The 22,787-nt window shown below is 51.3% G+C and carries 21 protein-coding genes and 2 pseudogenes; 4 read left to right on the top strand and 19 right to left on the bottom strand.

Annotation, left to right across the window (positions count from 1 at the left end; genetic code table 11):
- Positions 1 to 56: 56 nt before the first annotated feature.
- The 4 genes and pseudogenes from A7K91_RS27090 to A7K91_RS15860 all read right to left on the bottom strand — a co-directional run.
- Positions 57 to 201 (bottom strand): annotated as a pseudogene (locus A7K91_RS27090) (TFIIB-type zinc ribbon-containing protein); the annotation flags it as partial.
- Positions 202 to 242: 41 nt separating this feature from the next.
- Entirely contained in the window at positions 243 to 452 is a 210-nt protein-coding gene (locus tag A7K91_RS15850; RefSeq protein WP_068684367.1) for a hypothetical protein, read from the bottom strand.
- Positions 453 to 649: 197 nt separating this feature from the next.
- A complete protein-coding gene (locus A7K91_RS15855) occupies positions 650 to 970 on the bottom strand; it encodes a hypothetical protein (RefSeq protein ID WP_068684369.1) in 321 nt (106 codons plus the stop codon).
- An 82-nt stretch (positions 971 to 1,052) separates the two neighbouring features.
- Positions 1,053 to 1,622, bottom strand: a complete 570-nt coding sequence (locus A7K91_RS15860) for a xanthine phosphoribosyltransferase (protein WP_068684528.1) — start codon at positions 1,620 to 1,622, stop codon at positions 1,053 to 1,055.
- 207 nt (positions 1,623 to 1,829) lie between these two features.
- On the opposite strand from A7K91_RS15860, the gene A7K91_RS15865 reads away from it, so the two are divergent.
- Both A7K91_RS15865 and A7K91_RS15870 read left to right on the top strand, forming a co-directional pair.
- Positions 1,830 to 2,513, top strand: coding sequence for a hypothetical protein (locus A7K91_RS15865; protein ID WP_068684371.1), 684 nt, complete (start codon positions 1,830 to 1,832; stop codon positions 2,511 to 2,513).
- A gap of 95 nt (positions 2,514 to 2,608) precedes the next feature.
- Positions 2,609 to 3,655: a YkvI family membrane protein gene (locus A7K91_RS15870; RefSeq protein ID WP_068684373.1), complete on the top strand. Its 1,047-nt coding sequence runs from the start codon at positions 2,609 to 2,611 to the stop codon at positions 3,653 to 3,655.
- A 71-nt stretch (positions 3,656 to 3,726) separates the two neighbouring features.
- On the opposite strand, the gene A7K91_RS15875 is transcribed toward A7K91_RS15870, so the two are convergent.
- The 3 genes from A7K91_RS15875 to A7K91_RS15885 are packed head-to-tail and all read right to left on the bottom strand — an operon-like array spanning position 3,727 to position 9,461.
- Complete coding sequence (locus A7K91_RS15875; RefSeq protein WP_068684375.1) at positions 3,727 to 6,999, bottom strand: AAA family ATPase; 3,273 nt, start codon at positions 6,997 to 6,999, stop codon at positions 3,727 to 3,729.
- A 17-nt stretch (positions 7,000 to 7,016) separates the two neighbouring features.
- On the bottom strand, positions 7,017 to 8,300 hold the full coding sequence (locus A7K91_RS15880) for a metallophosphoesterase family protein (protein ID WP_068684377.1): 1,284 nt from the start codon (positions 8,298 to 8,300) through the stop codon (positions 7,017 to 7,019).
- A gap of 27 nt (positions 8,301 to 8,327) precedes the next feature.
- Positions 8,328 to 9,461, bottom strand: coding sequence for a glycosyltransferase family 4 protein (locus A7K91_RS15885; RefSeq protein ID WP_068684379.1), 1,134 nt, complete (start codon positions 9,459 to 9,461; stop codon positions 8,328 to 8,330).
- Between the two features lie 339 nt (positions 9,462 to 9,800).
- Between A7K91_RS15885 and A7K91_RS15890 the strand changes: the two genes are divergently transcribed.
- A complete protein-coding gene (locus A7K91_RS15890) occupies positions 9,801 to 10,964 on the top strand; it encodes a GGDEF domain-containing protein (RefSeq protein ID WP_068684381.1) in 1,164 nt (387 codons plus the stop codon).
- A gap of 96 nt (positions 10,965 to 11,060) precedes the next feature.
- Here the strand turns inward: A7K91_RS15890 and A7K91_RS15895 are convergent, their stop codons facing one another.
- From A7K91_RS15895 to nrdI, 5 genes are all read right to left on the bottom strand, one after another.
- The gene (locus A7K91_RS15895; protein ID WP_068684383.1) at positions 11,061 to 11,513 is read right to left on the bottom strand and encodes a GyrI-like domain-containing protein; all 453 of its coding nucleotides are present in this window, start codon (positions 11,511 to 11,513) and stop codon (positions 11,061 to 11,063) included.
- Positions 11,514 to 11,619: 106 nt separating this feature from the next.
- Positions 11,620 to 12,528, bottom strand: a complete 909-nt coding sequence (gene hprK, locus A7K91_RS15900) for an HPr(Ser) kinase/phosphatase (protein WP_068684385.1) — start codon at positions 12,526 to 12,528, stop codon at positions 11,620 to 11,622.
- A gap of 410 nt (positions 12,529 to 12,938) precedes the next feature.
- Positions 12,939 to 13,895, bottom strand: coding sequence for a class 1b ribonucleoside-diphosphate reductase subunit beta (gene nrdF, locus A7K91_RS15905; RefSeq protein WP_068684387.1), 957 nt, complete (start codon positions 13,893 to 13,895; stop codon positions 12,939 to 12,941).
- 51 nt (positions 13,896 to 13,946) lie between these two features.
- Positions 13,947 to 16,031: a class 1b ribonucleoside-diphosphate reductase subunit alpha gene (nrdE, locus tag A7K91_RS15910; RefSeq protein WP_068684530.1), complete on the bottom strand. Its 2,085-nt coding sequence runs from the start codon at positions 16,029 to 16,031 to the stop codon at positions 13,947 to 13,949.
- Positions 16,032 to 16,119: 88 nt separating this feature from the next.
- Positions 16,120 to 16,479 carry a class Ib ribonucleoside-diphosphate reductase assembly flavoprotein NrdI gene (gene nrdI / locus A7K91_RS15915; protein WP_068684389.1) on the bottom strand — a complete coding sequence of 120 codons (360 nt, stop codon included), beginning with the start codon at positions 16,477 to 16,479 and terminating at the stop codon, positions 16,120 to 16,122.
- A 360-nt stretch (positions 16,480 to 16,839) separates the two neighbouring features.
- Between nrdI and A7K91_RS15920 the strand changes: the two genes are divergently transcribed.
- Entirely contained in the window at positions 16,840 to 17,037 is a 198-nt protein-coding gene (locus A7K91_RS15920; protein ID WP_068684391.1) for a hypothetical protein, read from the top strand.
- A gap of 1,030 nt (positions 17,038 to 18,067) precedes the next feature.
- Here the strand turns inward: A7K91_RS15920 and A7K91_RS15925 are convergent.
- The 7 genes and pseudogenes from A7K91_RS15925 to aroE form a co-directional block, all read right to left on the bottom strand.
- The gene (locus tag A7K91_RS15925; protein WP_068684393.1) at positions 18,068 to 18,835 is read right to left on the bottom strand and encodes a class I SAM-dependent DNA methyltransferase; all 768 of its coding nucleotides are present in this window, start codon (positions 18,833 to 18,835) and stop codon (positions 18,068 to 18,070) included.
- A 167-nt stretch (positions 18,836 to 19,002) separates the two neighbouring features.
- Positions 19,003 to 19,914: pseudogene (locus tag A7K91_RS15930) on the bottom strand (CvfB family protein); the annotation flags it as partial.
- A complete protein-coding gene (rsfS, locus tag A7K91_RS15935; RefSeq protein WP_068684395.1) occupies positions 19,911 to 20,258 on the bottom strand; it encodes a ribosome silencing factor in 348 nt (115 codons plus the stop codon). The pseudogene A7K91_RS15930 and the gene rsfS, both read right to left, overlap by 4 nt.
- 58 nt (positions 20,259 to 20,316) lie before the next feature.
- Complete coding sequence (gene yqeK, locus A7K91_RS15940) at positions 20,317 to 20,886, bottom strand: bis(5'-nucleosyl)-tetraphosphatase (symmetrical) YqeK (RefSeq protein ID WP_068684397.1); 570 nt, start codon at positions 20,884 to 20,886, stop codon at positions 20,317 to 20,319.
- A complete protein-coding gene (gene nadD / locus A7K91_RS15945) occupies positions 20,864 to 21,466 on the bottom strand; it encodes a nicotinate-nucleotide adenylyltransferase (protein ID WP_082967487.1) in 603 nt (200 codons plus the stop codon). Before nadD ends, yqeK begins: the two co-directional genes overlap by 23 nt.
- A gap of 41 nt (positions 21,467 to 21,507) precedes the next feature.
- Entirely contained in the window at positions 21,508 to 21,807 is a 300-nt protein-coding gene (gene yhbY, locus A7K91_RS15950) for a ribosome assembly RNA-binding protein YhbY (RefSeq protein WP_068684399.1), read from the bottom strand.
- A gap of 93 nt (positions 21,808 to 21,900) precedes the next feature.
- Positions 21,901 to 22,776 (bottom strand): shikimate dehydrogenase, encoded by an 876-nt coding sequence (aroE, locus tag A7K91_RS15955; protein ID WP_068684401.1) that lies wholly within the window; start codon positions 22,774 to 22,776, stop codon positions 21,901 to 21,903.
- Between the last annotated feature and the right edge of the window lie 11 nt (positions 22,777 to 22,787).

Below are 22,787 nucleotides of genomic sequence, written 5' to 3' on the forward strand. Positions count from 1 at the left end.
GGGACTGCCTTGTGGAAACGGCTCATAAGCCTGACGCTCCAGCCGCTCGTAGTCATCACGCACCTCGCGAACGCCCTGCATCAGCTTCTCCAATTCGCCTCGATCCAGCCAGACGCCTTTGCAGTCCGGGCAAACGTCGATCAATACATCATCCTTAACGACTTCCCTCATCCGCACATCATCGCAAACCGGACATTTCATTGGACACTCTCCTCCCGATTGTTAAACCATTTCAACAAATATTATAAGGATGGCCGTTCCTCGGATTCTGGCAGATATTGATAAGAGCGGCTAAGCTTTACTACCCGTCTGCTGGGCTTGCGAATCACGACAGAAGAGTCGTCCCAAGCTACCACAATGCCCAAAACATCGTTGCTTTCAATCCCGTCCCTGACGACTCTGACCGTTTCACCCGATTGGCGGAACCGGTCCAACTGCTCCTCGGCTACCATAACTTCCCTCCCAAAAATGTGCAAAGCAAGCTGCTTCATATACATTAACTTAAGTTTGTACAAATAACATACTTCGTAAGCATAAAAGAAAGCCCTGTGCGACAACAAAACCTCAATGTTTGCATACGCAAAACATTGAGGTCCGTTTCAAACCTAACTACATTATTTATTCGCACCCGCCGGCAGCTTGCGCGATATTATCCTACATGCTCCTTGGAGTCATTGGTTTCATACCATTCATCCAACACACGGGATGACATAACCCGCTTGCCGATATAATCGACTTGTTTTTCCGAAAACTGTTCGTGCCATTCCATGGAGAGCTCTTCGCACAACTTAACAATCGTCAGCAGCTCCGACCATGCAACATAACGTTTGTACCAGAAAAACTGCGGATGTTCAATCATATAAGGATACAGGTCGTCAAACTCCGTATGCTTGCAATCCAATGCCCTCTCGAAGTGCGTTTTGGCATCGGCCAGCTTCAACTGAATAAAATCAGGTGACATTTCCCCCATCTCTTGTGCCTCCCCTCGATCACTTAACCCCTATTATAAGCCATAATCAAGCTGCGGAAAAGAGCTAACGCACTGGTACATCTTACTCAAAATGAATTTCGCCGTTCTCCAGCGACTTGATTTTGACCAGGGATTCTACGTTGATGCCTTGCTCTCTCAATGTTCGACCGCCGGCTTGAAATGATTTTTCGACTACGATGCCCATACCTGCCAGCTTGGCGCCGGAGCGTTCAATAATTTTGATTAATCCCCGAGCCGCATCGCCGTTAGCTATAATATCATCAATAAACAATACATGATCATCCTTGGACAAAAACTGCTTGGAGACCATAATGTCGGTAACCATTCCCTTTGTAAAAGATGGCACGCGTTCGCAATACGCGTCCGGGTCGGCAATAAGCGTTTTTTTGCGTCTGGCGAATACCAGCGGAACGCTAAGCACATAGGCTGTGGCAAACGCCGCAGGAATGCCGGATGATTCAACCGTTATAACCTTAGTTATTTTTTGCTCGCGGAATCGATTGGCGAACTCCTGTCCCATCTCCATCGTCAATGCCGGGTCGACCTGATGATTGATGATGGCGTCCATCCTCAATACATCATTTGACAAAACTGACGATTCTTCCAAAATACGCTGCTTCAACTTTTCCATATTCATAACCTCCGCCAATAATCCCTTTCCGATAAAGTACCATAGGATGAGCAAAATGCGCAACCTGACATCACAACCGGACGCCATAAAACCGATAAATAAAATAAAGAGGCTATTCATTTGCCAAAATGCCGAAAAAGCAAGCAACCTCCGGCACCTGCCATGCGTTAAATATAATAAGAGAAAACCTTGCTGGGAGGAAACCATATGAAAATCAAAAAAACGTATTATCATCATGTTATGCAGTGGGCAGCATTATCGGCCCTGCTTCTCCTTCTGGCAAGCTGCCAAAGCGCTCCGCAGAATACTACGGTTAAGCCGGAAAGCATTCCTGAAGCAAGCGAAGCCGCAAAAGGACCCCAGCAAGCGTACCTCGAGAGCAGCCAAGAGGAAGAAGCAGAAGAAGAGCAGACGGAATGGAGTAATCAAGCCGAAGATATTGAAGGTCACAGCTCGGCGGAAACCTCTTCATTAAACAAAAACAAGCGCGATGAATCCAATCTATGGGAAGATGGAAACCCACAGCTTGGCGGTGTTCTTATTGGCAGCACAAAAAAGCAGCTTGAGAAGCAATTTGGACAAGCTCTGGACAGCTATAAGCTGGAGGACGGCAAGGAGCAGATAACGATATACGAATACAGCGGCTTTTCTGTCGGCTTTGGACCGGACGGCACCGTCAGTCTGGTTGAAATCTATGACAGCGAGGTGGATTCAGGGCTCAACGGCCTGGTTGTTGGCGATCCCCGCGAAACTGCTATCAAGCTGCTGGGGCAGCCTGGATCGCAAAGCGGCTATTTGCTGACCTACTCCGACGATGACGCCTCCTTGCGGCTGGATGTTGATCCCTCCACCAACGAAATTGTATCCATCAAGCTAATCGCAAGCAGCTGATCGCCCCCCTCCATTTTTCAGCTTTTAGGCATGTCCCGCTTTTCCCGCACATACCCTCTTTAATATAGGCAAGAGGGATCGGAGGGAACGCGGGCATGTGGAGGTCATTGGGCAAAACGCTGCAAATCGCCGCAACCTATATGGGTACCATTGTTGGAGCCGGCTTTGCGACAGGACAGGAAATTTTGCAATTTTTTACCCGTTTCGGTTATTGGGGAACGGCTACGATCGCGCTGGCAACCATACTTTTTATATGGCTCGGGGCAAAAATGATGCTGATTGCAAGCGATATATCCGCCAAATCGTACGAGGATTTGAACAAAGCGTTGTTTGGAGAAAAATACGGCCGGTTGATCAGCTATTTTATGCTGGTTATTTTGCTTGGCGTCACCGCCGTCATGCTGGCGGGCGCAGGCGCCATTTTTTACGAGCATTGGAATATTTCTTATCAGGCCGGCTTACTGGCGACCATGGCCTTTTCTTTTCTTTTGCTTCGAAAAGGGATGAAAGCCATCCTGGCCGTTAATTCAGTTGTTGTGCCCGTCATGCTGGTTTTTACCGTATTTGTTATCATTGACACCTTTAATACTCCCGGTGCAGGCAGATTTACTACGCTAACCACCGATTATTCCGTATGGGCCGCATGGGCCTCCCCGTTTCTGTACACTGCTTTTAACCTATCGCTTGCCCAGGCGGTGCTTGTTCCGCTCGGCGCAGAAATCAAAGACCGTAAAACAATTATTTGGGGCTCCTGGATCGGGGGCATCGGCATAGGGTTCATGCTGTTGGCCGGACACATAGCATTGTCGCTTCACATGCCCGGCATTCAGCAATTCGCCATTCCGATGGGGGGTATAGCCAGAGGGCTTGGCTACTATGTGCAGCTGATTTATATCTTTATTATTTTTGCTGAAATATTTACAACGCTGATCGCCGATATCTACGGCTTGACGCTCCAGCTTCAGGAGCGTCTTAAATGGCCGCGCGAGATGCTTACGTTCGCCGTCCTGGCCGTTTGTTATTTTACAAGCCAAATCGGCTTTGGCACGCTGCTCTCTATCCTCTATCCGATATTCGGTCTGATCAGCCTGGGATGGCTGCTGCTTATCATATCCAAACGAATGAAATTAGGCGGCCTTTAAAGGGCCTGGACTTTGTATGCCGAGCTTGGGTTTTAATCTTGTGTTTCAAGCTTGTGTTTTAAGCTTCTGCTTTAAGCCAATTGAACGGCTCCGATATCCAGCAGCTTCGCCGAGGGATTGGCGGCAAGCAACTCATCGCGAATATGCTCATGGCATGTAAATAATACAATTTGCCGCTCCGCGGACAACCCCGAAATCAATTGAGCCGATGAGCGCAGCCTGCGCCGGTCGAAATTAACAAACAGGTCGTCCAGCAGCAGCGGCAATGTATTACCGCCTGCAACCTCTCTTGCAAGAGCAAGCCTCATGCACAAGTACAGCTGCTCTGCCGTTCCACGGCTCAACAAGGAGCTGTCTATCCGCATATGCTCTCTGCTCTCCAATTGTATAGACGCCCGTTCGGGAGACGCTAGCACTCTCCGGTAGCGACCCTCCGTTAATTGCTCCACATAGGCTGAAGCATTTCTCAATACGGCCGGTTGACGCTCTTGCTCGTATTTACGTCTCGTTGCGGCAATAAGTGCCTGTGAAAGAGCCAAAACGGCATACCTCTCCATATGGGCATCCAATGAAGCCTGGGCCATCTCGCGCTCCTCCAGCAGCTGCTGGCGCTTCGTGCTTTGAAGCAATCTCTCAAGCTCCGCCCGCCGGCTTCCCCGCCGCTCCAGAAGCTCCCGTTGACGTTCCTTTACTGAATTCAGCTCCGCTTGGGCCATTTCCAGCTTTTGTTGAAGGGCTTCCTCATCGGCGCTTTTAAGCAATGCCTCAAGTTTGCTAATAAACTCCGGCAGAAGGCCAGCCTTAAACTCGATGCCCAGCTTCAAATCCTCATCATCAAGCTCCTTCAGCCTGCCGAAATCCTTGATCGCCTGCTCCACAGCCTCATCGCCGGACAAGCCGCAACGCTCCAGCAATTGAAGGCGCTCTTCGCTCAGATAGGCTATGCGCTCCAACGACTCCGCCATTTCATGCTCCAGCTCACGCAAGCCGGCATCCAGTGCCAAAGCTTTGTCCCGGGCAGCGGCATGGCGTTTAATATCAGCCTGCAGCAGCCGGAGGACAGCTGCTTCCTCGTGTTCGCCACGACGCAGCGCCGATTTCGATTTTTGACATAGGGACCATACCGCTGCTTCAAACGCTTCAAGCTCTGTGTCCCTTTGTTTTATCCGCTCCGTCAAACGGTCATACTGTCTCAAATGCTGCAAGGCAGACTCCGCCAGATCAAACGTTTCCAATACAGCGGAAGGCGACATGGATTCCGGCAACGCACGCTTGCCAAGCCAGCTTTTCCACTGAATGGACTCCAATTCCATTTCCGCTTTAAGCTCCTGAAGCTTTTCCTGCCGTTCGGACATGTATTGCTCCAGGCTTTGAAGCCGTCTTTGCGCGTCTGCAAGCTCCGTTTCAAGCCGGCTTTCATCCTGCAAAGCTCCAACCGTTTCCTGCACAAGCGTCTTAAGTCTGGACCTAAGCTGCAATGCCGCAATCATTCCGTCTTCGCCGTTCACCCTGCCCATCCATTCATCAGCCGCAGGGCCTGGCTGCTCCAGCAGCTTGGCCAGCGCATCCCTGACAGCGCGTTCAGTCCCATCGTCATAACCTGCCGGATTTGCTTCCTGGCGTTTCTCTCCGCTTCGCCGCGATCTTGTGCCCGCGCGTGAACTTTCCTGCCTGGAGCGCCTCAGCCCGCCATATCCCAATGACGTAACGGAAGCCGCGAGCAGCGCTGCTGATGAAATCCAGACTGCAAGAGACCACTTATCGGCCGTTCCTGTCACGGCAATCGCCAACGCAACAGCTCCCAGCGCCAGACCCAGCAAAGGCAAAATAAGCGGGGGCGGTTTTCCCGTTGATTGCCGTACCTCTGCCCGGTCGACTAAACGGGACGCGCTTTGCCTGCGTGCAGTCTCCATATCTGCCAGGCGGAAGGCTTCATCAAGAGCGTTCCAGGCAAGAATGAGCTGCGAGGAATCCAGCGGCTGCAAGGAAAAACCGTTTCCGCTGCCGCGGCGTCCCGAAGCAACAGCAAACAAGCGTTCCTCCGCAGCTTTTACACGTTCAGCCTGTTCTCTTGCCTGGAGGCGGTACGTTTCCAGTTCACCCGTCAGCCTTTCCGCCTTATGCTGCGCAACGGAAGACAGCTCCCGGCAAGACCTGACATAGTCGCGATCAGGCACCGTCACAGCCAGCTGCCGCAGCTGGCGCTCTGTCCAATGCGGCGAGATGGAGGCCATCATGGACCCGATAACTTCATCCAGGCTTTTCCGCTCATTATCCCATTCATTTCTTTGGTGGCGCAAATCCCTCATCCGCCCGGAGTCCTCCAGCAGCTCTGCCGTCTCCTCCTCCAATGCAATCAGCGACTCATCGAAAAACAGCAATTCCCTTTCCGAGCGCCTGAGCGCCTTATTCCGGCTTAATTGGGATACCCGCTCCTCGACTATTCGCCTCTCTTCCTGAAGCTGCTGCCAGGTCTGCCCAAAGCCTGCCGGCAGCAATCCGGCATAAGCAAGCCCCTCCCGCTCGGCGCTGAGCTCCATCCTGCGCAGCCAAAGCGGCCGAACTGCCGTTGCCTTGCGCAATAGCCGCACCTGGCCTTCATTCTCTTCCAGCGCACGCTCCAGCCCGCCCATCTCCAGCTCGGCCGCTTCCGCCTCTGCAAGCAGCTCGTTATAAGCGGCAATGCCGTCGCCCAGGCTGCGCAGCTCGCTGTCCAGCGACTCCACGGCTTTAGCCCCGTGATAAAGCTTTTGATTGCTTCCCCTCGGTTTGAACAGTTCCTCCAGCTCAGCCGCTATTTTTTTCTCCGCAGCCGCAACTGCCCGGCCTTCTTCCCAGCCCGCCTGATACAGGTAGCGGCCAAGCTCTTCCCCCGACAACGCTCCGGCCTCGCGAAGCTCGCTTAAGGTAACGGCATATAGATGGCGAAAAAGGCGTTCGTTGACGCCGCCAAGAAATTGCTTCTCCCAAACGGCTTGCTCTAGCCAGCCATCGTCCGCCCTATCCAAATCCTGCGATTGCTTCTCCTGATCCTTGCCAAGCCCCAGCCGTTTTAGACTCAATTTTCCGGCTGGACCATCCGCGTAACGCTCCAGCACATAGGAGGCATTTCCGTCATCAGAAAAAAGCAGCCGGCCGCCATGCCGTCCTCCGGCAACAGGCTCCATCCGCTCCGCAGGCAAATTGCGCCTTGCGAATCCATAAAGCATGCTTCTCAAGAAGCCAAAAACGGTGCTTTTCCCGGCTTCATTTGGTCCAAAAACGATAATAACCGGCGCATCAAGCTCAATGCGCCGGTTATTCAGTTGGCCAAAACCATCAATATGCGCCTCCAGCAAACGCATGTTCAGCCCTCCAATGCTTACTCATTCCGCCGACCCGCCGTTAATTGGACGGCCAGCTCGCGCGCCTCCTCCAGCAATCGGAGTGGAAGCGCCTCCCTCAGCTCCCGGCTCCGCCGGCCCAGCTTTCCATGACTGGCCAGCTCGCCAAGCGCAGAGGAAGCAAAGCGGCGCCATTCTTCCTCATTGGCCTCCAGCTGCATGCCAAGCCTGTAAAGCTCGCCGGCAAAGCTGTCCTCCTGCAGCAAGGCTTGCCAATCCGTCATTGCGCCCGTTTCAATCTCCAGACTATAGATATAAACCCAAGCCTCTCCCTGAGCAGGCTCCAGCTCCCTTTGCAGGCTTTCCAGCAAGGCGGCTGCCGCTGTTTGCTCTGCCAGCTCGCCATGCAAGGCTCCCCTGCCGTTCAGGATCAGCCGGAGCATGACCGGCCTGCCTCCGCTCTGGCCTCCAATATCGTCAGCCAGCTTCATCAATTGATCCAGCAGCTCTTGTTCGGTTTCGGCACCGGCAATCGACAGCTCCGCCACCTCCCACAAAACCGGCCCAAGCGGTGAAAAAGCCAGCTCAGCGAGGCCGTCTTCGCCGACCCTTGCTACGTAACAGCCTTTAACGCCTCTCTCCCGGGGATTTCTGCCCTGCGTGTTTCCAGGGTATACAATACAAGGATGAGCCTCATTCAGTATCTCGCGCTTGTGGATGTGACCAAGCGCCCAATAGTCAAAGCCGCTTTGCTTCAGCTCGTCCAGCCGGCATGGAGCGTAGGAGTCATGTTCAGCATCTCCGCCTACATTGCCATGGAGCATAGCAATATGATACGGCCCGTCCTCTCTTCTGCTATATTGAGGCACGAGATTTCGCGTTACTGCCCGCTCGCCATAGGAAATGCCATAGATATATGCAGCAAGCTCCCCGTCCCGCCGATAGGCCGGTTTGCACTCCACTGCCTCTGCCCCGAAAATGTGGACATTGGAGGGAAGCGTCAGTGCCGCCCTTCGTCCACCCAAATGATCATGATTGCCATGAATGACATAAATACCAACGCCATGCCGATCCAGCTTCTCCCATTCCCTGACAAGCGCAAGCTGCGCCTTGAGCGAACGGTCAGCCTCGTCAAACAGATCTCCCGCAATAACGATAAAATCAGCATTTTCCGCTATCGCGGTTTCCGTAAGCCTCTGCAATGCAACAAAGGTTGCTTCAGACAGCGCATCCCGCACGGCGGCAGGCGTTTTGGTCAACCCCCGAAACGGACTGTCCAGATGCAGATCGGCCGCATGGATAAAGGTGAAGGGAACCCCCATTTTTCCTCCTGTCCCGACCGGAAGAGGTTACTCCGCCGCCGGCAAAATGTTGGTATATACTTTTTGAAGCTGCGCTATGACGCGTTGGAGGGAATAGGCCTTTTTGGCTTTGTCCCAGGCTGCGCGCGCCAGATTATGGCGGAAGATGGGATCGGAAACGACCTTCTCTAATGCATCCGCCAAAGCGTCGTGATCCTCGACGGGCACCAGCAATCCGTTTACCCCGTCCTGAATCTGCTCCGATATGCCGCCCACATTGGTGCCGACCAGCGCCAGCCAGCATAATGCGGCTTCCGCAAACACCGAACCAAACGCTTCCGCGCGGGACGGCAGCACGAACACATCAAAAAACGGCATAAATTCCTCTGGATGAAGCATGTATCCGTAAAAAATAATATCGTCGTACAAATCAAGGCTTTGGGCAAGCTGCTCCAGCTCGTTGCGCACCGGGCCGTCGCCGATAATATGCAGTACGAAGGGACAACCCCGCTTTTTCAGCTCGGCGCATGCCCGCAGCAGAACGTCAAGCCCCTTTGCAGGCACAAGCCGGCAGACCGTTATCAGCTGAGGCACCGCATTTTCGTGGGCGATGGGCTTAAACCGCTTTTCATCAAAGCCATTGGGAATTACCTTGATTTTTTCAGGCTGATCCATATGCTGCGCCAAATAAGAGCGAAACGATTCCGAAGCTGTCATGATCAGATCAACCTTGGACTCCAGCTCTCGATAAATGGAGGTCAAAAACCGATGCTCCGTACCGCCTTCGCTAATCTTTCCGTTCAGCATCAGCTCGCTTTCGTAGCTGGAGTGAATGGTCATAACCAGCGGAGTATCGGGATAAATATGCTTCATGGCAAGCGCCGCGATGGGATGATGGGCATGGATAACGTCATACGACCTGGACATGCGCAGACGCGTCCACCAAATGTAATCCTTGTATGTCTGCATATATTTGTCAACCAGCGGATTGCCGGAGAATTGCGTGTAATCAAACGTTTGGAACGACACTTCCTCAGAGCCCTTGCTCCGTACTCTTTTGGGAATGGAGAAAAGATCCATTTCCCACCCCAGCTTCTGAAAGCGCTCCAGGATATAAGGAACCATCGACGATACGCCCCCCGGCTGCTCCGGCGGGAAAAACAAAGCTTGCAATATATTCATTCCATCACTCCCGATAATGCGATTTCCTTATCTTTCAAAATATGATATACTAGAACATATGTTTCTGTAAAGACACTCATGTACATAAATTGAACAAAAGGAAGGCAGCAACAGGCCAGAGTGTGAAGAGTTCTGGAGAAAAGCATATGCTTACGAAGTAACGTTCTTCCAGAACGTTTTAAGCGGTCGCTTGTGTTCCCGGATTTCACCATTATTCCTTATGATTCAGGGGAATCTGGGAACAACTGCGATCGGAAGAATTTTTCACATGGCGGCCTACACTGCTGAACTCTTTTGTTCAATTTATGTACTCCCATTCCAATGCAACGGTGGTTGACTATGACATTAATGCAGTGGCTTTCCGGTCCGAACGGACATCTGTTCTCCGCCTTTTCCATAGGCGTCATTTTAATGCTGATGATTTTTATGTCCCTCAAAATTCATGCCAGCTACCGCAGCAAAAGCATTTATACGCTGCTGATCGGAACGCTCGGAGCGATGATTGCCGATCAAGGCCTCAAGGCTTATCTTGCTTCCTCGGCCCAGCCGTCAAGCGAATGGCTCCCGCTTGCCTCCATGCTTCTTACTATCATTACATTCATTATTATAAACTTTGTGTTTATGAAGTTATATACCTTGAGGACCGCCAAGGTCAAAATCATGCCTTTTATCCTAATGATCGCGGCCGGCCTGGCCCTTGGAGCGGTTCAGCTATTCCTTGGTTCTTATAGTACGGCCGAGCAAGCAGGGAAAATCCTTTTTCCGATGCTAGATGTATACAGCATTGTTGTTGTTCTTGTTATTTTGCTTGCCACGCGCAGCGTAGATATGAATGTAAAGTATTATGCCAGCCTGATTACTGTATTTGTAGCGGAGCTGATGCGAATGGCGGACGGGTATGTATTCAAGGGAGAGCAGCCATGGGCCATTTTGCTGGTTCAGCTGCTGCCTCTTCTTTATTGCTGCCTGCTGTTTATGCTTTTGTTCGAATGGGTTATTGACCGTCTGTTATCCACTTATCAGTCTGCTATAGCGGATGGGTTAACCGGCCTCTACATCCGCAGACACTTTAATAAAAAGGCAAACCAGCTGATGGAACGCGGCGGCATTGCAATCATTTTTTGCGACATCGACAACTTCAAGAGACTGAACGATACCGAAGGCCATGCCAAGGCGGATACGGTATTAAAGCGCGTTGCGGATATATTGAAGGAAGAATCGTCAGGCTTGGGCCATGCCGGACGCTACGGCGGCGAAGAACTGCTTGCCTGCATCCGGACTGAGGGCTGCAAACCGGATCAAGTGGCGGAAAATATTCGCAAACGGGTTGAAGCCGAAACCATTGTAACGGTCAGTATAGGCTACAGCACCGTTAAAACGGCCGATTCGGTAGAATTGATGGTTAAGCAAGCCGATGATGCTATGTATTATTCCAAAACAACCGGCAAAAACAAAGTGACCGCCTACAAAGCTTCCCTTCCTACCGCCAAAGGCTCTGCCTGAGGCGGCTAGGCTTTTGGAAGAAAAACTCCCTGCCAACTATTTAGTTGAGCTTATGTACATAGAAAAAAGAACCTGCTTGCGCAAGCTCTTGTAGGTCTAATCTCTGAGAGGTATAAGCAATTCCACCGGTTCTTCCTCCAAATGATGCTCATCCACATAAAACAACTCCAGACAAACCGCATTTTCATGCCGCTTCAGTCCTTGCTCCAGCATCCAGGCATTTAGCTGCTCGTAGGCTTCGCCAATTCGTTTGTTGGAGCTTGCAACCATGGCATACCGATGCTCCGGAATTGTAAACTGCACCATACCCTCCGGTATCTCTTCCATATGATCCGTTTCATAGCAAGCCCAATATGACGCAAAGGCTTCATTGCCAAAATACGGACTATACACCACCGTGGATTTGATTTCACCATTAAACTCGTGTCTTCTTGCCAGAAACTCGCTTTGCAATCGGATGGTTTCGTCCGGAAACTGCGAATAGGGTCCGCTATAATTGAGGCCTATCAGATTAAGGGCAGGTTTTGTTACAATGTAACAGTTTTCCACACATTCTTCCTCCTTTTGATCGGGTAAAAGAACAATAGTGCCAGAAAAAACCTTCCATGCCCCTAGTTTACCACTATTGATGCAAGAAGGATAGTGCCGTAACCGTTCATTCCTCTTCCAGTCTTTTCATAAAATCTTCCATTGCGCTATAGCCTTGCTGACGCAAATACCAATTGTTAGCCGCAGCTTCTATCAAACCAGCCACATCTCTGCCCGGCTGAAGCTGAATTTCAAAATGGGGAATTTGTACGCCCATGTATTCTACAAACTTTGGCGGCACCTCAAGATCGTTGTTCAAATCGTTATCACGCCATTTGGTCAGCTCGATATCCAGCGTAATGCGCGTTTCGTCCTGAAATGCCCGGCGGCCGTACAGTCTTACCACATTGACCAGCCCAACGCTGCGCAGTGCAAGAAATTCCTTCGTTTTCCCATTGTGGCTGCCCAGAAGCGTTTGTCCGCTCAGCTTTTTCAATACAATAATATCATCTGCTACAAGCCTGTGACCGCGGCGGATAAGCGTATGCGCCGTTTCGCTTTTTCCTACTCCCGATTTGCCGCGCATCAAAATGCCAATGCCCGATACATTGAGACATACTCCATGAATCGCAATCTCCGGAGCTAGCTCCTTAAGCAAATAAGCATCCAGCATGCCCAGGAAAGAGGCAGTAGGTTCATTTGTGCGGAGCAGAGGAATACGCTCCTCATCGCAATATTTGGTCAAATATTTGAGGCCTTCCTGACCGCTGGTTACGATAAAGCAAGGGGGATGATATTTGACAATGTTGCCAATGTGATGATTGCGCTCCTCCTCGGTCAATGCCAGCAGATAGGTCACTTCTTTTTTGCCAAGCACCTGAACATGCTCCTGAGGAAAATAATCAAAATAACCTACAAACTCCAGACCTGGCCGATACGCGCGGGCTTTTGATATGGTGCGGCCCAGCTTGTCCTCTCCGGCCAATACCTCCAGGTTAAAGCGGCGGGCTAATTCCCCTACCTCTATGCTTTTCATGAGCCTTGCCCCTCTCTCTGTGTGCCTAAATTATGTACTTTTACTTTATCCGCTGCAGTGATTTTTTTCAATCATGAGAGAATATATAAGTTGAACAAAAGAGTCTCAGCGGTGTGGGCCGGCGTGTGAGAAGTTCTTCCGATCGCAATTGTTCCCAGATTTCTCTGAATCGACTTTTCAAAGGGTGAAATCCGGGAACACAAGCGACCGCTTAAAACGTTCTGGAAGAACGTTACTTCGTAAGCATATGCTTTTCTCCAGAACCCCTCACACTCTGGCCTGATGCTACTTTTCTCTTGAGTGCAACTTATATAAAGATTTTGTGGGGAGGCCAAGCTTCCGCACATTATGCAAAATCGCTCCCGATCTGCCGTCGCGGCGTAGTCGGGAGCGATTTCTGTTAATAAGCTTTAGAAATTAAACACAAAGTCATCATCCGTAAGAGGCTCGATATGAATGGTTTTGACATAACCGTTGCCTTTTTTGGAGAAAAAGTCATGCTGCTTCGTATGCGTGCTAATCCCGTTGAATACAATCGGGTTAACCGGCTCCTCAGGGAAATGAGGCTCCAGGCCAAGGTTCATTAACGCTTTGTTGGCATTGTAGCGAACGTAAACCTTAACCTCCTCCTCAAGCCCAATGGAGCTGTACAAATCATCGGTGTAAACAACCTCGTTGTTATACAATTCCATCAGCAGAGCGTAAAGCTCAATTTTGAGCGACTCCTGTTCTTCAGCCGTAAAGGTGGCAAACAGCTCCTGTGCCAACACGCCGACATACAAGCCGTGAATGCTTTCGTCGCGCAAGATAAGGTCGATAATTTCGCCGCTGCTTGTCATTTTGCCTTGGCCCGCCAAATAAAGCGGGTAGAAAAAGCCGCTATAGAACAGGTAGCTTTCCAGGAAAACGGAAGCTGCCATCGCTTTGTACAGCCCTTTTGCATCGCTGATGCTTGTATACCAGGCAGAAATTAATTCCGCTTTTTTCTGGAGCTGGGGATTTTCATCCACCCATTTAAAAATCGCGTCGATTTCCTCGCCGGAAGCCAGCGTTGTAAAAATGCTGCTGTACGACTTGGCATGGATTTGCTCCATCATGGACATAAACGCCAGCACCGCCTTGCGCTGCAAGCCTTCAACATGCTCCAAAATTTTCGGCATGCCAACTCCGCCCTGGATCGTATCCAGCAAGGTCAGTCCGCCGAGCACATGCTTGTACAAAGTGCGTTCGTCGTCTGTCATCGCCATCCAGTCCATTTTGTCATCGGAAAGCGGAATTTCATCGTCCGTCCAGAATTGCATAATATTTTGCTGCCAGAACGTAAGCGTAAAATCATCGTCCGGGCGGTTCCAGTTTACGGCTTTCATGATCCACATGCTCCTTTTTGCTTCGCACTTATAGATTACAGGTCGCTATCGTTATACTGCGCAGCTTGTGCATTCCTCAACGGACAGGCGTTTCGTGCGGGTATAATAGAGGGATTTCAAACCCTTCTGCGCTGCATAAACGTAGAAACGCGCCAATTCTCGGGTTGTCACATTGCTGTTGACATGCAGTACGGTAGAAATACCTTGGTCGATATGCTGGGTAATTTCCGCAATCAGATCAATCAGCTTGAACTGGTCAATGTTATAAGCCGATTTGTAATAGAAATAATTATCCTGTGCCAGATAAGGCATCGGGTAATAGGTTGTCGAGTTGGCGTAAGTCCGCGTTTCGATATGCTCTACAATCGGCATTACGCTGGAAGTTGCATTTTGAATATAGGAAATGCTTTGTGTTGGCGCAATGGCCAGACGGTAAGCATGATACAGCCCATGCTGTGCTACTTTATCCTTCAGCTCCGCCCAGTCCTGTGGCGATGGAATGTCCATGCCCTGGAACAGCTCTTTCACGCGATCTGTTTGAGGACGGAAATCCTTTTCGATATACCGTGTAAAATAAGTGCCCTTGGCATATTCCGAACGGTCAAAATCTTTAAAGGTTTCGCCGCGCTCCTTGGCGATTTCCATACTTTTTTCCAGCGAGTAGAAGTTCATCATCATAAAGAACGTATTGGCAAAATCTTTGGCTTCTTCGCTCTCGTACGAAATTTTGTTTTTGGCCAGATAGCCGTTCAGGTTCATGGCGCCAAGCCCTACGGAATGCAGCTCTTCATTGGCCTTGCGCACGCCCGGAGCGTTGTCGATTTTGGACAAATCGCTGACGGTTGTGAGTGCCTCGATGCCAACTTTTACGGAATCCTTCACCTTGCCATGCTCCATAACGTTGACGATATTCAGCGATGCCAGGTTGCAGCTGATGTCGCGGCGGATAGCATCCTCATAGCCGTAATCGTTAATTTCCGAAGTCTCCTGCAGCTGGAAAATCTCTGTACACAGGTTGGACATTTTGACGGAGCCGATATCCTTGAGCGCATGCACGTTGTTGGCATTTGACTTGTTCATGATGTACGGGTAACCGGATTCCAGCTGAATGGATGCGATTTTGGTCAGCATGTCGCGCGCGTTCATAACTGTTTTTTTGGTTACTTTATCGTTAGCCAGCAGTTCCTCGTACATAACGTCCATGTCCATGTCGTCCAGATGTTGTCCGTATGCCTTGTGCACGGAATGCGGTCCAAACACAACAAGCGGTTTGTTGGCCGCAGCCAGCTCGTAGAACTTGTTAGGAATGATCAATCCGATAGACAACGTTTTGATACGGGATTTTTCGTCGGCATTGATTTTTTTGCAATCCAGGAACTCGATAATGTCCCAGCCAAAAATGTTGTAATATCCAGCGCCGGAGCCTTTGCGCTGCCCCATCTGATCCGCGTAGGAAAATGCGTCCTCCATCAGCTTCAGGACAGGCATAATGCCTTTTGCAGCTCCCTCAACGCCTTTGATCGGCTCGCCGCGTCCGCGCAGCTTGGACAGGTTAACCGCCACACCGCCTCCGATTTTGGACAGCTGCATGCAGGTTCCCAGCACATAGTTGATGGAATTGAGCGAATCGTCCATTTCCAGCAGGAAGCAGGAAACCATCTCGCCGCGGCGGCTCTTGCCCGCGTTCAGGAACGTTGGCGTAGCCGGCTGCAGCCGCTGCTCGATCATCGCTTCCGCAATCCGCAGCGCCCTGTCGGCATCGCCTTCGCCCAGATGCAGCGCCACGATGGAAACGCGGTCGCTGTACTGCTCCAGGTATTTGGACTTGTCGTTTGTCTTCATCGCATAGTCCTTGTAGAACTTGGACGCCGCCATGTACGACTGGAACTGGAAGCCTCTTCCCTCCGTCAGATTGAACACCGCTTCAACCTGCTCATATGTATATTTTTTAAAGACGTCGTCGTAATAGTCGTTTTGAATTAAATAATCCAGCTTTTCCTTGAGCGAGCCAAACTTCACGCTTTTTTGCTCAACCTCGGCCATAAAAGCGGCGACCGCTTCCTTGTCCTTTTCCAATTGATAAAAACCGTCCGCTCCGCGCTGCATAAGCTGATTGTTCAGTTCAATGTGCTTCACTTCGCTTTGTTTCGCCTCGTCTCTTTGACCACTTTGGCTATCGGCAGCAACTATCGCCTCATCCGCCCCCGCTTCAATGTTTAATTCCTCATAGAGCTTCAATGGCACGCACCCTTTCAACAAAATTTTCCCGATCCTGATTGGTCCCCGACAACTCAAATTTCAGAATAACCGGCACATCGTATTTGGATGAAATGGTATCCGCGCTTTTGGCAAAGCCCGGTCCCCAGTTCCGATTGCCGCTGGCCGATACACCCCTCAGCATGACGTGGTTGGTCTCCAAAAAGTGGTTAACTCGTTCCGGGACTTGTCCAAACCCGGTCGTATACGTAACGAGTACAAACGGCTCGTTCACTTCCTGTTGCTCGTCAATTTGTACGGCACGCATATTCAGCTTGTTGATAAACCGTTTTACGTTGCCTGTTTTGGAATCATAAACAACTAGCATGACACGCCTCTCCCTTGCGGAATTGTAGAGGTTGTTCAAATGGCCCGCCGCTCATCAAAAAGCACTGAAAACCGAACGATTTAAACACGCACTCATCGCAATCAAAAAGCGCTTCCGGCCTCTATCGGAGTCAGATGCGCTTGTTGTTATGCATCATAGCTTTCAAGCAGAAATTCAAATCCACATCAACATCTAGTTGGTGTATCTGAATTCTACATCAACATATAGGTTCCGTCAATGTAAAAAATGGCATCTGCTCTATTCTATGTCCCACAGGTTTTTTGGGTGACTCGACTATTTTAACAGATAAAGTTATGATGGAACAGTACCATTTTTTGAAATGTTCGGAGGTTGAATGGAATGGCGAAATTAACGTCTGCCGAGGCAAAATTGCTGCTTGAGGAGCTGTGCCGGGACGCAGGGCGCGAGGCGCCCGAATTGGGACTTTATATACAGGAGCTGGAGCGGGCAGTCCGTGAATTGAAGCTGGCTGCTGTACGCCGATCATCGGGTTGGGAGTCCATGAACAGCCGTTTGAAGGACGCTTTGCGGGAATAGAGAAATAAAGAAAATTGAATGCTGCGGAATCTGGGTACTGCGTTCAGGCTGTGACTTAACTCGTCTAGGACTGAAGCAGCTTGTACGATAAATCGAACAAAACACGCGGTTACCCAGCCTGGCGAGGGCTGTTTGTACGATTATTCGTACAAACCGAGCCGCTACGCTGACAGGCAGGGGCTGTTTGTACGGTTATTCGTACAAACCGAGCCGCTACGCTGCCAAGCAGGGGCTGTTTGTACGGTTATTCGTACAAAACGAGCCGCTACGCTGACAGGCAGGGGCTGTTTGTACGATTATTCGTACAAAACGAGCCGCTACGCTGACAGGCAAGGGCTGTTTGTACGGTTATTCGTACAAAACGAGCCGCCACGTTGCTAGGCAGGGGCTGTTTGTACGGTTATTCGTACAAACCGAGCCGCTACGCTGACAGGCAAGGGCTGTTTGTACGGTTATTCGTACAAACCGAGCCGCTACGCTGCTAGGCAGAGGCTGTTTGTACGATTATTCGTACAAACCCGAGCCGCCACGCTGCTAGGCAGGGGCTGTTTGTACGTTTATTCGTACAAACCGAGCCGCCACGCTGCTAGGCAGGGGCTGTTTGTACGGTTATTCGTACAAACCGAGCCGCTACGCTGACAGGCAAGGGCTGTTTGTACGATCATTCGTACAAAGCGATCAGCTACGAAGCGAAGCATCAAGTTTGTGCTGAAAGTTGCACAAACTTGATGCTTTCAGGCCATAGCAAACGGGGGTGTGCGATATTTCGACACCCCCGTTTGCTAGTTGCATATCTTTATTAGCGACAATATCTAAATGAAGCTATCCTGCCTCTGCATTAACACAATTCCTGTTTGAAGTATCATACCTGCATTAAAGCATTTCCTGCACTAACACAATTCCTGTTTGAGGTATCATACCTGCATTAAAGTATTTCCTGCACCAACTGCCTTACCTGCATTAACGCAACGCAATGCCGCATGAGCTAATGAAATCCGTTAGGACGCCGCAATAATTGTAATCTCGCGCATCATTTGATCGCAGCAAAAAACAGTCTTTCGGAATGTTCATGAGGCCGCTCCAGCTTGAAGTCGGCATATTGGTCTACTTTTGAGAAACCCGCTTTGCGCAATGCCGAAACGATCCAGTCGGGGTCATAGGCGCGCTGCACATGCGTTTCCAGAAATCTCGCATATCTGCCGTCGCCCTCCCGGGCAAAAATAGACAGATTATGCTGGATGCGGCAAGGCTCCGGCTCAAAGTCGCAGGTCCAGATGTAGGAGATATCCCGTTCGTCCAGCACAAAGGGCTGCTCTTCGCTATAACGAATCAGCGTTTCGCGCGGATGAACATCAAACAGGAAAGAGCCGCCGTCTTTAAGCGCGGCGAAGGTGGAGCGGAATGCCGCTTCCACATCAGCTTTCTCCGTCAAATAATTAATGCAGTCGCAAAAAGAAATGACCGCGTCTACGGGCTCTGCAAGCTCCCAGGAGGCCATGTCCTGCTGCAGCCACCGGATTGTCCCTGCACGCGGGCGAACCGCCTGCTGCGGCGATTCATCCCATTTGCTGCGGGCGACGGACAGCATCTCCGATGATAGGTCAATGCCGTAAACGTGAAAGCCGGAGCGCGCCAGCGGAATGGCCAGACTGCCCGTTCCGCAGCCCAAATCCGCAACCGAAGCCGGCATGCCGTAACGCGACCAGCATTCCCGGGCAAAGCCCAGCCAGTCGGCATAAGGCATATCCTCCATCAGCTGGTCGTAGACCAGCGCGAATTGACCGTAGGAGCCGCTCATTTCCCAGCTTCTCCCCTGGCATTCCCACTCGCTTCCGACGACGCAGTTCCATTCGCTCTCGGCGACACATTCCCACTCGTTTCCGACGACGCAGTTCCATTCGCTCTCGGCAACGTATTCACATTGGCTCCCGATGACTTATTCACATCGGCTCCCAGTGACGCCGTTTCATCGCCGCCGAGGTTATCCTCGGCCTGAGCTTCCGTCAAATAGGTCCAGCTTCCCTTTTGAGTAATAAGCCCCTCCCGCAGCAGCTTGCCAAGCGCCCGTTTAAAAGCAGATTTGCTGATGCCAAAACGCTGCTTGATAATATCGGGATCCGTTTCATCGGAATACGGCATGCCGCCGTTTGGACGTTCCTTCAGAAAAGCCAAAAGCCGATCCGCATCCAGCTCGCGCCCAACCTCTTTTTTCTCCGACATGGACAAATTGACTCTGCCATCCTCGCGGATAAACGTAACACGCGCGCGGACGCGCTCCCCAAGCCGAAGCGCCCTGGTCCGCTCCGGTGCAGGAATCATTCCGTAAACGCCAAAACCAACCACGCCGCCGTCAAGGATGACGAAGCTGCCCATTTGAAGCGTTTTGGTCACCCAGCCTTCCACCCACTGATTGCGCCACGCTTCCGGCGCGGCGAACACAAGCGGCGACAGCTCTTCTTCAAATGCGATTTTGGCTACAAGACGGCCGATCTTGTCATGCTTCATCACGACAAACACCTCATCGCCGGGAAGAGGACGGTAAGCAATGCTCTCCGGCAGCTCGGACAGCGGGAGCAAAAGCTGTCTGCCAAGTCCCATTTCCAAAAAGCAGCCAAGCTTGGGATGAACGTCCGCAACCTTCAGGCGGGCCAGCTCGCCCAGCTGAAGAAGCGGCTTTTTCATCGTGGCCGCAAGGCGGTCCTCGGAATCAAAAAAGATAAAAGCATCAATCGTAGCGCCGATAGAAGGCTTGGAGCCTACCAGCTCCGTGTAATGGAGCAGCACCTCGTTTCCTTCTTCATCAACAAGAAAATAGCCGTATGGCGATACTTCACGCAACACCTTTAACGGTCTGGTAGTTCCCGCTGTCAAAGTCATGCAAACTCCACGACCTTGGCGTCGGACCACAAGCGCTCAATATTGTAATAATCGCGCTCCTCGCGATGAAACACATGCACGATTACGTCGCCCAGGTCAATCAGTACCCAGCGCGCGCTGTCCATGCCTTCCAGACCGCGAATGCGCGCGCCGCTTTTTTCCGCCTGCTTTCGTATCTCGGTAGCGATGGCTTGCACTTGAACATCGGAATTACCGCTGCAAATGACAAAATAGTCGGCAACAAGCGAAACTTCCTTCAGGTTAAGCGCCACAACATTAATCGCCTTTTTATCTTCAGCGGCATCCACCGCAATTTTGAGCAATTCATCGGACTGTATTGCCATTCTTCAGCCTCCAGTTTGGCTTGAGCAAAGCAAGCCGTATATGTTTTTATTGAGAAGATTACTCTTTATTCAGGCTTCTAAGCAGATCATTTCTCGCTTCGATGGTAAGGGGATATATCAGCCTGCCCCTCTGCATCAGCACGCCAATCGTTGCCTCCAGGCCTGCAAGGATAGCGCTATCCAGACTTTTTTCGCTTAAGCTGCGGATGTTATCCACGCCCGGAAAATCACGCCCCGGCTCGATGTAATCGGCCAGCCATACGATTTTCTCCAGCTTGGACATGCCGCCGCGACCTGAGGTATGGAACCGGATCGCATTCAGCACATCCTCGTCGTCCACCCCAAACCTCGTTTTGGCTTCCCAAGCGCCTGCAGGGGCATGCCATAGCTCTTTATCATAGGCCAGCCAATCATCGCCAAGCCCGTTGTCGGCAATTACGGCAGCCAAACGGTCGGTTGCCCAAAATTTAGCCACGTCATGCAAGATGGACGCAAGCTCTGCACGCTCCGGGTCGCCCCCGAACCGTTCCGCAAGCAGAATAGACGTTGCCATCACGCCTTCGGTATGAATCCACCGGCGTTCCGGCATTTCCGCCTTGACAGCTTCAATCATCTCCGCGCGTTCCATACCAACCATGCCTCCTGATTAACTGATGGACCGCCTCCGGCAGCAAATAGCGGACAGAGCGGCCTTCCCGAAGCTGCTTCCTCAGCGCCGTTGACGAGATACCTATAGCCGGCATCTCCGCCGCTATCAGCCTTTCCTTCAAAAACCGGGGAAGCGCAGCCACATCCGCCTTCTCCGACGGACGCTCCAGCCCGATAAAGAACACCAGTGCAGCCAGCTCCTCTACAGCATGCCATCGCGGCAAATCATTAATGCGGTCCGAGCCGATAATATAAAAAAAAGCATGCTGCGGATAGAGCGACGTCAGCTCCTTCACCGTATCGATGGAATAACTGACGCCGCCTCTTTTTAATTCAATATCGGAGCATGTAAAGGCGGGATTGTCATTGATTGCGGCACGCACCATCTCAAGCCTCGACTCCGCCGGCACGGCAGGGCCATTATCCTTTAATGGAGGGCCGCTGGTCGGAATAAACCAGACCTCGTCCAGTCCGCAGCAATCCCTAGCCGTTTCGGCGGCAATGAGATGTCCGGTATGGATGGGGTCGAAGGTGCCGCCCATGATGCCTATTTTAGCCAATTGCTCCCACCTCTTCTTCTCCTAAATCGAGAGCCGGATCATTACCGCGAACGCGGCAGCTCGATTTTTTTGTTGTCGCGGGATTCCTTATACAGGACGATCGTTTTGCCGATTACTTGCACCAGCTCCGCTCCGGCCGCTTGCGATACCTCAACCCCGATTTCCTTGGGATCGTCGCTGCAATTATTGAGCACGGATACCTTGATCAGCTCTCTTACTTCCAGCGCTTCCTGAATATGACGCACCAGATGATCGTTTGTTCCGCCTTTGCCCACTTGGAAAATGGGGTCCAGATGATGCGCCTGCGAGCGCAAATAACGTTTTTGCTTTCCTGTCAGCATGTTCCTATTCCTTCTTTCATCATTGTTCCATAAAATAATTTTCAAACACAGCAAGGGGCGAAAAGGCGGTGCAAGATGACCTTATACTGGTTTTCAGGCACGCCCTAACGTGGCCAACACTGTTTCCTTCATGACCTCGACCGGCGCCGGAACGCCCGTCCAATATTCGAAGGCGTAGGCGCCTTGATATATAAACATGCCGAGTCCGCCGTGAATACGGCAGCCGCGCTCCTCCGCCTGGCGAAGAAACTCCGTTTTGAGCGGATTATAAATCAAATCGCTGGCGACAGCGCCCGGCTTCAGCCAAGCACCCGGAATCGGCGTTTCCCCGGGATGCGGAAACATGCCCACCGACGTCGTATTAATGACAATATCGGCATCGCTGCAAGCGTCCTTCAGGGCATCATAAGGAATTCCGGCAACGCCCGCTTCCACCCCGCCTAGGTCTTTGGCCAAGTCATATGCCTTGTCGGCTGTCCGGTTCGCAATGACAACTTCCCGGGGGTTTTCCCGCAGCAACGCATAAATAATACCGCGCGAAGCTCCGCCGGCTCCAAGCACAACGATTTTTTTGCCCGACAATCGGGGCTCCGCCTCTTCCTTCAAAGAGCGGACATAGCCTATCCCATCCGTATTATAGCCGACAAGACGGCCGTTGTCGTTAACAATCGTATTCACCGCGCCAATCGCCTTGGCGTCGGGATGGATATCGTCCAGCAGTTCCATCACCGCCAGCTTATGGGGAATCGTAACATTCACACCCCGGATTCCCATGGCGCGTACGCCTGTCACAAAGCCTTCCAGCTTATCCGGCGTAATATGAAATGCGGCATAAGCGCCATTAATGCCGCTTTCCCGAAATGCGGCATTCATCATCAGCGGAGATTTGGACTGGATGACGGGATCGCCAATAACGGCATAAAGCGTTGTGTGGCTATCAATACCAGGATCAAGCCGTCTTTCCGTCATATCCGTTCCCC

The organism is Paenibacillus oryzae (assembly GCF_001675045.1).
Lineage (GTDB): Bacteria > Bacillota > Bacilli > Paenibacillales > Paenibacillaceae > Pristimantibacillus > Pristimantibacillus oryzae.

Bases quoted from the DNA above. Each gene is read 5' to 3' on its own strand.
- A7K91_RS15850 (WP_068684367.1), bottom strand. From the start codon at position 452: ATGGTAGCCGAGGAGCAGTTGGACCGGTTCCGCCAATCGGGTGAAACG.
- hprK (WP_068684385.1), bottom strand. From the start codon at position 12,528: ATGAAAAGCATAGAGGTAGGGGAATTAGCCCGCCGCTTTAACCTGGAG.
- yhbY (WP_068684399.1), bottom strand. From the start codon at position 21,807: ATGCTGACAGGAAAGCAAAAACGTTATTTGCGCTCGCAGGCGCATCAT.
- A7K91_RS15870 (WP_068684373.1), top strand. From the start codon at position 2,609: ATGTGGAGGTCATTGGGCAAAACGCTGCAAATCGCCGCAACCTATATG.
- A7K91_RS15925 (WP_068684393.1), bottom strand. From the start codon at position 18,835: ATGAGCGGCTCCTACGGTCAATTCGCGCTGGTCTACGACCAGCTGATG.
- A7K91_RS15920 (WP_068684391.1), top strand. From the start codon at position 16,840: ATGGCGAAATTAACGTCTGCCGAGGCAAAATTGCTGCTTGAGGAGCTG.
- A7K91_RS15865 (WP_068684371.1), top strand. From the start codon at position 1,830: ATGAAAATCAAAAAAACGTATTATCATCATGTTATGCAGTGGGCAGCA.
- nrdF (WP_068684387.1), bottom strand. From the start codon at position 13,895: ATGAAAGCCGTAAACTGGAACCGCCCGGACGATGATTTTACGCTTACG.
- yqeK (WP_068684397.1), bottom strand. From the start codon at position 20,886: ATGGAACGCGCGGAGATGATTGAAGCTGTCAAGGCGGAAATGCCGGAA.
- A7K91_RS15855 (WP_068684369.1), bottom strand. From the start codon at position 970: ATGGGGGAAATGTCACCTGATTTTATTCAGTTGAAGCTGGCCGATGCC.
- A7K91_RS15880 (WP_068684377.1), bottom strand. From the start codon at position 8,300: ATGGGGGTTCCCTTCACCTTTATCCATGCGGCCGATCTGCATCTGGAC.
- nrdI (WP_068684389.1), bottom strand. From the start codon at position 16,479: ATGCTAGTTGTTTATGATTCCAAAACAGGCAACGTAAAACGGTTTATC.
- A7K91_RS15890 (WP_068684381.1), top strand. From the start codon at position 9,801: ATGACATTAATGCAGTGGCTTTCCGGTCCGAACGGACATCTGTTCTCC.
- aroE (WP_068684401.1), bottom strand. From the start codon at position 22,776: ATGACGGAAAGACGGCTTGATCCTGGTATTGATAGCCACACAACGCTT.
- rsfS (WP_068684395.1), bottom strand. From the start codon at position 20,258: ATGGCAATACAGTCCGATGAATTGCTCAAAATTGCGGTGGATGCCGCT.
- A7K91_RS15875 (WP_068684375.1), bottom strand. From the start codon at position 6,999: ATGCGTTTGCTGGAGGCGCATATTGATGGTTTTGGCCAACTGAATAAC.
- A7K91_RS15885 (WP_068684379.1), bottom strand. From the start codon at position 9,461: ATGAATATATTGCAAGCTTTGTTTTTCCCGCCGGAGCAGCCGGGGGGC.
- A7K91_RS15860 (WP_068684528.1), bottom strand. From the start codon at position 1,622: ATGGAAAAGTTGAAGCAGCGTATTTTGGAAGAATCGTCAGTTTTGTCA.